This is a genomic window from Kitasatospora sp. NPDC002543 (assembly GCF_053594915.1).
In genome coordinates this window covers 47,320-58,224 of sequence record NZ_JBSFWR010000049.1, presented here as the reverse complement: position 1 = coordinate 58,224, position 10,905 = coordinate 47,320, and the positions used below count along the sequence as shown (strand labels likewise).

The 10,905-nt window shown below is 75.7% G+C and carries 7 protein-coding genes; 4 read left to right on the top strand and 3 right to left on the bottom strand.

Annotated features, from left to right (window positions below; genetic code table 11):
- Window positions 1-374: 374 nt before the first annotated feature.
- A complete protein-coding gene (locus ACWD4P_RS21410) occupies window positions 375-4,082 on the top strand; it encodes a SpoIIE family protein phosphatase (protein ID WP_449780626.1) in 3,708 nt (1,235 codons plus the stop codon).
- Window positions 4,083-4,263: 181 nt separating this feature from the next.
- Here the strand turns inward: ACWD4P_RS21410 and ACWD4P_RS21405 are convergent, their stop codons facing one another.
- The gene (locus ACWD4P_RS21405) at window positions 4,264-5,112 is read right to left on the bottom strand and encodes an SDR family NAD(P)-dependent oxidoreductase (protein ID WP_449780625.1); all 849 of its coding nucleotides are present in this window, start codon (window positions 5,110-5,112) and stop codon (window positions 4,264-4,266) included.
- A gap of 73 nt (window positions 5,113-5,185) precedes the next feature.
- On the bottom strand, window positions 5,186-6,157 hold the full coding sequence (locus ACWD4P_RS21400) for a pseudouridine synthase (RefSeq protein ID WP_449780624.1): 972 nt from the start codon (window positions 6,155-6,157) through the stop codon (window positions 5,186-5,188).
- A 275-nt stretch (window positions 6,158-6,432) separates the two neighbouring features.
- Here ACWD4P_RS21400 and ACWD4P_RS21395 point away from each other — a divergent pair, with 275 nt between their 5' ends.
- From ACWD4P_RS21395 to ACWD4P_RS21385, 3 genes are all read left to right on the top strand, one after another.
- Window positions 6,433-7,524 (top strand): PP2C family protein-serine/threonine phosphatase, encoded by a 1,092-nt coding sequence (locus tag ACWD4P_RS21395; RefSeq protein ID WP_449780623.1) that lies wholly within the window; start codon window positions 6,433-6,435, stop codon window positions 7,522-7,524.
- A 204-nt stretch (window positions 7,525-7,728) separates the two neighbouring features.
- Window positions 7,729-8,118, top strand: coding sequence for a DUF3224 domain-containing protein (locus ACWD4P_RS21390; RefSeq protein ID WP_359824698.1), 390 nt, complete (start codon window positions 7,729-7,731; stop codon window positions 8,116-8,118).
- Between the two features lie 159 nt (window positions 8,119-8,277).
- On the top strand, window positions 8,278-9,381 hold the full coding sequence (locus ACWD4P_RS21385; RefSeq protein ID WP_449780622.1) for a DUF5995 family protein: 1,104 nt from the start codon (window positions 8,278-8,280) through the stop codon (window positions 9,379-9,381).
- Here ACWD4P_RS21385 and ACWD4P_RS21380 read toward each other — a convergent pair.
- Complete coding sequence (locus ACWD4P_RS21380) at window positions 9,342-10,781, bottom strand: GuaB1 family IMP dehydrogenase-related protein (RefSeq protein ID WP_359817350.1); 1,440 nt, start codon at window positions 10,779-10,781, stop codon at window positions 9,342-9,344. The genes ACWD4P_RS21385 and ACWD4P_RS21380 overlap by 40 nt on opposite strands.
- Between the last annotated feature and the right edge of the window lie 124 nt (window positions 10,782-10,905).

The window sequence follows — 10,905 nt, the reverse complement described above, 5'->3', positions numbered from 1 at the left end:
TCCTCCCGGGTGGGGGCCGTCCGCCCCCCGCCGGGGCCCCCCCGCGGGCCTCTCCCGCCGCGGGGCGGCGCCGCCGAGGCGATCGGCGGGAGCAGCGGTTGGGGGCGGGCCAGGGCGCGGGAGACCGTACAGAGCCTCGGGCCGCGGTCCTCGTGCTGACCGTCCGCGAGAGCGGTCGACAGCCGGGGTAGCCGGGGTGGGCAGTCGGGCGGGCCGGCTCTCCGCGCGGCGACCGTCGTGGGTCGGGTGGGCCTGGTACGGGGTGGGGGTGCGGGGTGGGGGTGGCGGGCGGCTGCGGTGGGTGGGGGTGCGTGCGAAGATGGCAGGGCTGGTGGGAACGATCTCCGGACGGTTTCTGGGACGGTTCTCTGGCCATGGTGGACGACTACGCGCAGCGCGCGGGGCAGCCGGGGCAGGACGCCCTGTTGATGGTGCCGATCGCCACGGCGCTGATCGACGCCGATGGGCGGATCCTGCACTGGAGCAGTGACGCCGAGGCGTTGCTCGGACACCCCGCGCGGGAGGCGGTGGGGTCGCGGGCGGCGGCCCTGCTGGCCTCGGACGAGCAGCGGCCGGAGGTGCTCCGGCTGTTCCGGCAGATCCTGGCGGGCCGGTCGTGGTCGGGGGTGTATCCGGTCCGGCACCGGGACGGCCACCTGGTGAGCCTCCAGTTCCGCACCCATCCGATCCGTGGCCCGGGCGGCGCCCCCATGGTGCTGGCGGTGGCCTCCGAGGTGACCACGCTGCACCGGCTCCAGGCCGACCTGGCCCTCCTCGACGGGTTCTTCACACAGTCCCCGGTCGGCATGGCGGTGTTCGACACCGACCTGCGCTTCGTCCGGCTGAACGAGGCACTGGCGGACTCGAACGGCCTGGGCATCGCCGAGCCGCTGGGCCGGCGGCTCACCGAGGTGCTGCCCGGGATCAACGGCCCCGAGTCCGAGGAGGTGATGCGCCGGGTGCTGGAGAGCGGCGAGCCGGTGGTGGACGACCTCGCGCACGGCCGCACCCCGGGCGACCCGAACCACGACCACGCCTGGTCGGCGTCCTACTTCCGGTTGAAGGACCGCGCTGGCCGGGTGCTCGGGGTGTGCGCGACGGTCATCGACATCACCCAGCGGTTCCACGCCGACGCCCGGGCGGCCCGCGCCCAGGAGCGGCTGTCCCTGCTGGTCGACGCGACCGCCTCGATCGGCACCACGCTGGACCTGCGGCAGACCGCCCGGGAGCTGGTCGACGCGATGGTGCCCAGGGTCGCCGACATCAGCGCGGTGTTCGGCCTGGAGGAGCTGGTGGCCGGAGGGCGCGTCGAACCGCCCGCGCCGGACGCCCCGCTGCTGGTGCGCCGCCTGGCGATCTCCTCCGCCGACGCGCTCTACCCGGCCGAGGCGCTGCCGGTGGACGCCGTGTACGAGCTGCCGCCGGACTCCCCGTACGCCCGGGCGCTGACCAGTGGGCGGACGGTGGTGGTGCCGTCCTGGCAGCTGCCGATGCTGGGCGAGCGCCTCGACGAGAGCCACCGCCAGGCCTACCTCGGCGACCGGCCGCGCTCGGTGCGGATCACCCCGCTGGTGGCGCGCGGCACGACGCTCGGCATGGTGGTGTACTCGCGGCGCGGTACGCGGGAGTCCTTCGCGGCGGCCGACATCACGCTCGGCGACGAGCTGTCCTCGCGCGCGGCCGTCGCGCTCGACAACGCCCGGCTGTACCTGCGCCAGCACCGGACCGTGCTGGCGCGGCAGCAGGCGCTGCGCGAGGCCAGGGCGGCGCAGGAGCGTCTGGCGCTGGTCAACGCGGCCTCCACCCGGATCGGCACCACGCTCGATCTCGCCCAGACCGCCCAGGAGTTGGCCGAGGTGGCGACACCGAGGCTGGCCGACGCGGTGGTGGTGGAGGTGCTGGAGGAGCTGGTCCGGGGCGAGCGGGAGGCGACCGCCGCCGCGGACGAACCCGCGGACGGGTCGGCGGACGGATCGGCGCTGCTGCGGCGGATGGCCTTCCACGCGGTGCCCGGCTCGACGCTGTCGCCGATCGCCCGCACCGGCAACCTGCACCGCTTCCAGCCCGGTTCGCCGTACGCCTGGTGCCTGGCGCACCGCAAGCCGGTGCTGGTGCCGCGGATGGACGAGGAGGGCATGGCCTGGTTCGCCGAGGATCCGGTGCGCACGGCCGCCGTACGGGAGCAGAACGTGCTGTCGTTCATGGTGGTCCCGCTGATCGCGCGCGGCGCCGCGGTCGGCGTGGCCGGCTTCTACCGCACCCTGGCCGACCGCCCGTACGAGGAGGACGACCTGGCGCTGGCCGGGGAGTTGGCGGTGCGGGCGGCCGTCTCGATCGACAACGCGCTGCTGTTCACCCGCGAGCGCGACGCGGCCGCCGCCCGGCAGCGGGCGCTGGACGAGGCGTGGGCCGCCCAGCAGCGGCTGTCGCTGCTGAACGAGGCCAGCAACCGGATCGGCACCACGCTCGACCTGCACCGCACCGCGCGGGAGTTGGTGGAGGTGGTGATCCCGCGCTTCGCCGACTTCGTGACCGTGGACCTGCGCGAGGCGGTGCTCAGCGGCGAGGAACCCGGGGCGGTCCCGGCGGAGGGGCCGGTGCTGATGCGGGCGGTCGCGGTCGGCGACGCCGGCCCGGACGGCGGCATGAACGGGGCGGCCGACCAGGTGGGCGAGACCTCGCAGTCGGCCGAACTGTACGCGCAGAGCCTGCGCACCGGGCGCTCGATCCTGGTCGCCGAGGTGACCGAGGAGAAGCTGCGCCTGATCGTCGCCTCGCCGGACCGGGTGCAGCCGAGCCTGGACTCCGGGGTGCACTCGTACCTGATGGTGCCGCTGGTGGCGCGCGGGCACGTGCTGGGCGGCGCGGAGTTCGTCCGCGCCCGCAACCCGGTGCCGTTCGGCCCGGCGGACCGCTCGCTGGCCGAGGAACTGGCCGCCCGCACCGCGCTCGCGATCGACAACGGCCGGCTCTACCGCCGCGAGCGGGACACCGCGCTCACCCTCCAGCGCAGCCTGCTGCCGCAGGAGGTGCACCGCACGCTCGGGCTGGACCTCGCCTACCGCTACCTGCCGAGCAGCGTGGTCAGCGAGGTCGGCGGCGACTGGTTCGACGTGGTGCCGCTGTCCTCCGGGCGGGTCGCCCTGATCGTCGGCGACGTGATGGGCCACGGCATCCGGGCCGCCGCGACCATGGGCCAACTACGGACCGTAGCAAGGACGTTGATCACCCTGGACCTGGACCCGGCGCGGGTGCTGTACCGGCTGGACGAGGCGACCGCGACGGTCGGCGAGGGCCAGTTCGCCACCTGCGTCTGCGTGGTGTACGACCCGGTGGACCGCCGCTGCACCGCGGCCAGCGCCGGGCACCTGCCGCCCGTTGTCGCCGACGCCGAAGGGCGGACCCGCCTGATCGAACTGCCCTCCGGCGCCCCGCTGGGAGTGGGCGGAGTCGCCTTCGAGAGCGCCGAGTTCACCCTCCCCGAGGAGGGCATCCTGACCCTCTACACGGACGGGCTGATCGAGCGCCGGGGCCAGGACCTGGACGAGGGGCTGCAGTTGCTGCGCCGCACCGTCGCCGACCGGCGCGGCTCGCTGGAGCAGACCTGCGACGCCGTCCTGAACCGGCTCACCGAGACCACCGGCGAGGACGACATCGCCGTCATCATGGCGCAGGTCCGCCCCGAGGGAGCGGACCGGATCGCCACCCTGCCGCTCACCGGCGACCACGCGATGGTCGCCCACTCGCGCCGCTTCACCCGCGAGACGCTGGCCGCCTGGGGGCTCGAAGCACTCGCCGACTGGGCCGAGTTGCTCACCAGCGAACTGATCACCAACGCCCTGGTGCACGCCGGATCGCCCACCCAGCTGCGGCTGTACTGCAACCGGGTGCTCACGGTCGAGGTCGCCGACCGTGAGCCCGAGGTGCCGCGGATCCGCCGCGCCCGCAGCGAGGACGAGGGCGGCCGGGGCATTCACCTGGTCAACGAGCTCGCACACCGTTGGGGCAGCCGCCGGACCCAGGACGGCAAGGTGGTCTGGTTCGAGCTGGAACTGCCCCCGGGCGCCACGCCGTCCGCATGAGCGAACGGACGGTCGCCGGGACGGTGCCTCCTTCGCGGTTGCGGGCCGCCGCCTCCCCGGGCACCACCCGGCGCGACTCGACCAGGTAAGAACCCGATTCGTCCGGCCGGGTGGAGGAGGGGTGCGGTACGACCGGGGTGCCGTCGGACAGCCGGCCGGGCAGCGGGGACGGCGGATGCCGTCATCGCCCGCCCCGGTCCGCGGCCGGGGTGGCCAGGTCCTCGGCGCGGTAGCGGCCGGAGGGCCGGCGGTCGCGGAGCAGGCCGAGCAGGACCGGCGCCACCTGCTCGGGCAGCGGCTCGCCGGACATGTCCTCACCGGGGCCGGCCTCCTGGAGCATCCGGGTGAGCATGGTGCCCGGGTCCACCGCCCAAACCCGCAACTCCGGCTCCTCCCGGGCGAGTACGGCGCCGGCGAGGTCCAGGGCGGCCTTGCTGGCACCGTAGCCGCCCCAGCCTCGGTAGGGCTCGACGGCGGCCTCGGAGCTGATGTTGAGGACGGCGCCGCCGCGGGCGCGCAGTTGGGGCAGGACGAGCTGGGTGAGGGCGATCGGGGCGAGCGCGTTGACCTCGAAGGTCTCCAGGAGGTCCGGCAGCGGGAAGTCGGCCAGCCGGGGCAGCGGCTCACTGCCGGGGCCCGGGGCGCCGTTGAGCGTTCCGGCGTTGTTGACCAGCAGGCTCGCGCCGCCGAGGTCCTCCGCGGCCTCGGCCAGATGGGCGCGGTGGTCGTCGTCGACCACGGTGCCGGGCAGCGCGACGACCTCGGTGACGGCGGCCAGGTCGGCTGCGGCGGCGGCGAGTTCGGCCGCGCCGCGGGCCGTGATCACCAGCCGCCAGCCGTCGGCGGCGAGGGCGTGCGCGAGGGCCAGGCCGAGGCCTCGGGAGGCTCCGGTGACGACGGCGACGGGGGCGCCGTGCGGTGCGGTGGCGTGCCCGTCCACGGTGGCGCGCCGGGCCGGGGTGGCGCGCCGGGCCGGGGTGGTGTCCGCGGTGTTGCCCGCGTTGAAACCTGCGTCGATGCCTGCGTTCATGCCGCAAACGATCCCGCCACCGGGCCGGTCCGCGGATCGGCCGCCGGAACCGGGTCCGGTTCGGACCTTGGCCCTAGATCATCCGGTCGTCCCAGGGCCCTGCGTCGTCGGCCCAGCCCCGCGGGTCGGTCCAGGCGGCCAGCGTGCGGCGGGTCTCGAAGCGGCGCTCGCGGCCGGTCAGCGGGTCGGTGAACTCGACCGTCGAGGCGAGCAGCTGCAGCGGACGGCGGAAGTCGTCCGGGGCCGGTTCGGGCAGCACCTCCGGGTAGACCGGGTCGCCGAGGATCGGCAGCCCGAGGCCGCACATGTGCAGCCGCAGCTGGTGGGTGCGCCCGCTCAGCGGCCGCAGCCGGTAGCGGGCGAGGCCGTCGCGCCGCTCCAGCAGGTCGATCCGGCTCTCGCTGTTCGGCGGCGCGTCGACCTCCCGCGCGGCGATCACCCCGCGCTCCTTGACGATGTGGCTGCGCACGGTGCGCGGCAGGCCCAGCTCCGGGTCGTACCCGGCGACGGCCTGGTACTCCTTGCGCACCAGGCGGTCGCGGAACAGGGTCTGGTAGGCGCCGCGCTCCTCCGGGCGGACGACGAACATGGCCAGGCCGGCGGTGAGGCGGTCCAGGCGGTGCGCGGGGCTGAGCTCGGGCAGGTCGAGGGTGTGTCGCAGCCGGGACAGCGCCGTCTCGGTGACGTGCTTGCCGCGCGGCGTGGTGGCCAGGAAGTGCGGCTTGTCGACCACCACCAGATGCTCGTCGCGGTGCAGCACGACCAGCTCGAACGGGACGCGCACCTCCTCGGGGAGGTCCCGGTGGAACCACAGGTGCGCGCCGGGGTGAAACGGTTCCGCCGGGGCGATCGGGCCGTGCTCGCCGACGATCTCGCCGTCCCGGAGCGCCGCGTCGATCCGCCCGGCCGGGACGGCGGGCAGCCGGTCCACCAGGTGGTCGCGCACCGTCGGCCAGGGGCCTTCGAGCGGCAGCCGGAGGTGCACCGGGGCCACGCCGTGGCGCTGCGGGAGGGGGGAGGCTGGGCGGCGGCTCTTGCGTCTCATCTCCCGGCCCAGCGTAGTGCGCGCCGGCGCGCGACCCGCGGCCGAGGTGCTGACCCGGGGCCGGGCGGGGAGAGTGGACCGGAGGCCCTCGTTCCGCTGAGGGCCTCCGACCGTCCGCCGACGGCCGTCCGGCGACCGCTGTCCGGCGACGACCGTCCACCGGCGGCCGGGCGGCCCGGCAGCCGGGCACCCCGCGGACCTGTGACCAGCTCGACCGGCCCGCCGGCCGGACAACCGACCGACCCGCCGGACCGACCGGCACCACTGGAGGACGCGTGACCGCCGACGGCCCGGACGGGGTGCCGCCGCTGCACCTGCCGAGGCGGACCCGGCTGCTGCTGTACGGCGCGCTCCTGCTGCTGGTCGCCGCCGTGGTGGCGGCGCTGGCCATCGGGCCGGGCACCACCCTGGCGCCGCTGCTCGCGGTGGCCCCGGTGCTGGCCGGTGCGACCACCCGGCGGGCGCGGGTGCCGCTGCTGGTCGGCGCGGTGGCGCTGCTCTCCGTCGGGCTGCTGGAGTCGGCCAACCCGCAGCTGCCGGCGTCGGTCCGGATCAGCGTGCCGGTCACCGTCCTGGCCTCGACCCTGGCCAGCGCCGCCAGCGTCGTCGTGGTGGCGGCCCGCGAACGGGAGCTGTTCCAGGTCCGGACGGTGGCCGAGGCGGCCCAGCGGGCACTGCTGCGCCCGCCGCCGGAGCGGATCGGGCCGCTGCGCCTGGCGGTGCGGTACGTGGCGGCGGCCGCCGAGGCCCGGATCGGCGGGGACCTGTACGCCGTGGTGGAGACCCGCTTCGGGCTGCGCATCCTGCTCGGCGACGTCCAGGGGCACGGGCTCCCGGCGGTGGAGACGGCCGCGGACGTCCTGGGGGTGTTCCGGGAGGCCGCGCGGACCGAACCGGACCCCGGCCGACTCGCCGAGCGGCTGGACGCGGCGCTCGCCGCCCGGCAGTCGGAGGAGGGGCGGTTCGCCACCGCGCTGCTGCTCGACGTGGCGCCGGACCGGGGGCCGGTGCGGCTGGTGAACTGCGGCCACCCGCCGCCGCTGCTGCGCCGGGCGGGCCGGGTGAGCGAGCTGGAACCCCCCTTCCCGGCGCCGCCGCTGGGGCTGCTCGGGCTCACCGGCGACGCGTACCCGGACCGGCGCTTCGACCCGGAGCCGGGCGACCTGCTGCTCCTGCACACCGACGGGGTGTCGGAGGCCCGGGACGCCGGGGGCCGGTTCTACCCGATCGCGGAGCGGCTGCCCGGCCTGCACGGCGGCACCCCGGCGGACCTGCTGGACGCCGTGCTGGCGGACGTCGACGGCTGGGTCGGGGACACCGGGCTGGCCGACGACGCGGCGGTGCTGGCCATCCGCTGGGAGCCGTGACCGGGCCGCACCGGGCCGCTCGGGGCCGCTCGGGGCCGCGCCGGGCTCCGACGGACCGCTCGGGCGGGCTCCGCCGGGCCGCTCGGGCGGGCTCCGCCGGGCCGCTCGGGCGCGATTGTCAGTGGTGTGTGCAAGGCTCGGTTCACGGTCGGCGGAGAGCCCGCCACCGGGTGGTCAGGTGCGGATCGACGAGGGGACGGTGCCATGGGGAGCACGGCGAGCGGGTCGTTCGAACTCACCGCGTTCGAACCGGTGGAGACGGAGGAACGGGAGGGCGCGGCCTTCGGGCGGGTCCGGATCACGAAAGCCTTCACGGGCGGGCTGAGCGGGACGAGCGAGGTGCGGATGCTCTCCGTCGCGGGCCCTTCCGGCAGCCCGGCCTCGTACGTCGCGGTGGAGCACGTGACGGGTGAACTGGACGGACGCGCGGGCTCGTTCGTGCTCCAGCAGGCGGCGTGGGACACCACCGGTACGACGATACGCGTGGTGCCGGGCACGGGCGCGGGCGAGCTGGCCGGGATCACCGGGGAGTTCCACCTGACCGTCGACGAGTCCGGCACCCACACCTACGTCCTGGAGTACGAGCTGGGCTGACGGGCCGAGCGGGCGGCGAGCCCGTACGGGCCGGGGGCCGCACCGCGGCGCTCCCGCCGCCGCCGCGCTGGCCGCGGCCAGCGCGCCGCGCCCACCGAGCGCTCGACGGCGCTGTCACGATGATGCGATCAGTGCACGATCGACATCGGAGGGTGGCGCATGCCCGACACGGCGGTGGATCGTACGAGAGCGGTGGTCGCGAGCACGGCGAGGGTCGAGCGGGTGATCGGCCGGCTGCGGGAGACCGGGGCCGGGCTGCCCCCGACCGACGGGGTCGGGGTCTTCAACCGGCTCTACCTCACCGTGACGCGGGCGGTCCGCGACCGGCTGGGTGACGGGTGCTTCGCCGACCCGTCGGCGGTGGCCGAGCTGGACGCGGTGTTCGCCGGGCGGTACCTGCGGGCCGTGGCCACCGACGCGGCCGGGAAGGAGCCGCCCGCCTGCTGGCGGCCGCTCTTCGCGCTGCGCGCCCACCCGGGGGTGCACCCCCTGCAGTTCGCGATGGCCGGGATGGCCGCCCACATCCAGCACGACCTGCCGCTGGCGGTCGTGGACACCTGCCGCCGCCGGGGCTGCGAACCGGCCGACATCGAGGAGGACTACCACCGGATCAACCAGGTACTGGCCGAGGTGGAGACGGCCGTCCGGGAACAGCTGCTGCCCGGGCCCGACCTGCTGGAACGCGCCGAGCCGCTCACCCACCTGCTCGGCGTCTGGTCGGTCGGGGCCGCCCGCGAGGGCGCCTGGGGCGCCGTCGAGGCGCTGTGGGAGCTGCGACACCTGCCGGGCGCCGCCCGGGCGTTCGCCACCGCGCTGGACGGTTCGGTCGGGCTGCTCGGCCGCGCCCTGCTGCTCCCGCTCCGCTCCCTGCTCCCGCCCGCGCGGACCGACGGGCCGGACCGCGGGCCGAGCGGCGGACCGGGCTGCGGGCCGACGGACGGGCCGACGGACGGACCGGACAACGGGCCGGACAACAGGTCGGACGCGGGGCACCCCGGCCGCCCGGACGGCACGCGCGGCGGCGGACCGGGCTGCGCGCCGGGCGCCGAGCGGCCCGCCCCCGCGACGGCCGCGGCCGTCCGGCTCCCCGAGGCGAGGAGCCGGACGGCCGACGGTACGAGCGCGAGTCCGGGCACCGCCGGCACGACCACCGCCGCCACCGTCACGACCCCCGACGGCACGGACGCGCCCGCCGGCCCGGCTCCGGCGGGCGCCGGTGGCGGTCAGGCCCAGCTGGAGTGCAACGGCTTGCCCTCGGCGTAGCCGGCCGCGCTCTGGACGCCCACGATCGCCTTCTCGTGGAACTCCTCCAGGCTGCCGGCGCCCGCGTAGGTGCAGGAGCTGCGGACACCCGCGATGATCGAGTCGATCAGGTCCTCGACGCCCGGGCGGGCCGGGTCGAGGAACATCCGGGAGTGCGAGATGCCCTCCTCGAACAGCGCCTTGCGGGCACGGTCGTACGAGGAGTCCTGGGCGGTGCGGTTGCTGACCGCGCGGGCCGAGGCCATGCCGAAGCTCTCCTTGTACTGGCGGCCGTCGGCGGCGGTCTGGAGGTCGCCCGGGGACTCGTAGGTCCCGGCGAACCAAGAGCCGATCATCACGTTGGAGGCGCCGGCGGCCAGCGCCATGGCGACGTCGCGCGGGTGGCGCACGCCGCCGTCCGCCCAGACGTGCTTGCCGAGCCGGCGGGCCTCGGCGGCGCACTCCAGGACGGCGGAGAACTGGGGCCGGCCGACGCCGGTCATCATCCGGGTGGTGCACATGGCACCCGGGCCGACGCCGACCTTGAGGATGTCGGCGCCCGCCTCGACCAGGTCGCGGACACCGACGGCGGAGACCACGTTGCCGGCCACGATGGGGATCTTCGGGTCCAGGCCGCGCACCGCGCGCAGCGCGCTGATCATGGACTCCTGGTGGCCGTGCGCGGTGTCGACCACCAGCACGTCGGCACCGGCCTCGATCAGCGCCGAGGCCTTGCCCGCGACGTCGCCGTTGATGCCGACGGTGGCGGCGATCCGCAGCTTGCCCGCCGCGTCCACGGCCGGGCTGTAGAGGGTGGCGCGCAGCGCGCCCTTGCGGGTGAGGAGGCCGACCAGCCGGCCCTCGGCATCCACGACGGGGGCGAGCTTGCGGTGCGCCTCGGTGAGCTTGTCGAAGGCGGTCCGCGGGTCGATGCCCTCGTCCAGCACCAGCAGGTCGCGGGACATGACGTCGGCCAGGCTGGTGAAGCGGTCGACGCCCTGGCAGTCGGATTCGGCGACCACGCCGACCGGCTTGCCGTCCTCGACCACCACGAGGGCGCCGTGCGCGCGCTTGGGCAGCAGCGAGATCGCCTCGGCGACGGTGTCGCCGGGGGCGAGCGTGATGGGGGTGTCGAAGACGAGGTGGCGCTGCTTGACCCAGGAGACGACCTCGGCGATGACCTCGGTGGGGATGTCCTGCGGGATGGCGACCAGGCCGCCGCGGCGGGCGACGGTCTCGGCCATCCGGCGGCCGGCGATGGCGGTCATGTTGGCCACGACCAGCGGGATGGTGGTGCCGGTGCCGTCGTTCGAGGAGAGGTCCACGCCCTGCCGGGAGCCCACGGCGGAACGGCTGGGGACCATGAAGACGTCGTCGTACGTCAAGTCGTACGAGGGCTTGAGGTCGTTCAGGAAGCGCATGAAGAAGGGCTCTCTGGCTGGGGGGATACACCTCGGGTGCGGTTGCGGCGATGCCGCCGGGGCGCACTCGGGCGCCCGGCACCCAGCGTTCGATTCTCCGGGAGGGCGGGGGCAAAAGCCAGTT

Excerpts from the sequence above, each read along its gene's own strand:
- ACWD4P_RS21410 (WP_449780626.1), top strand. The coding sequence starts at position 375 with ATGGTGGACGACTACGCGCAGCGCGCGGGGCAGCCGGGGCAGGACGCC.
- ACWD4P_RS21405 (WP_449780625.1), bottom strand. The coding sequence starts at position 5,112 with ATGAACGCAGGCATCGACGCAGGTTTCAACGCGGGCAACACCGCGGAC.
- ACWD4P_RS21400 (WP_449780624.1), bottom strand. The coding sequence starts at position 6,157 with ATGAGACGCAAGAGCCGCCGCCCAGCCTCCCCCCTCCCGCAGCGCCAC.
- ACWD4P_RS21390 (WP_359824698.1), top strand. The coding sequence starts at position 7,729 with ATGGGGAGCACGGCGAGCGGGTCGTTCGAACTCACCGCGTTCGAACCG.
- ACWD4P_RS21385 (WP_449780622.1), top strand. The coding sequence starts at position 8,278 with ATGCCCGACACGGCGGTGGATCGTACGAGAGCGGTGGTCGCGAGCACG.
- ACWD4P_RS21380 (WP_359817350.1), bottom strand. The coding sequence starts at position 10,781 with ATGCGCTTCCTGAACGACCTCAAGCCCTCGTACGACTTGACGTACGAC.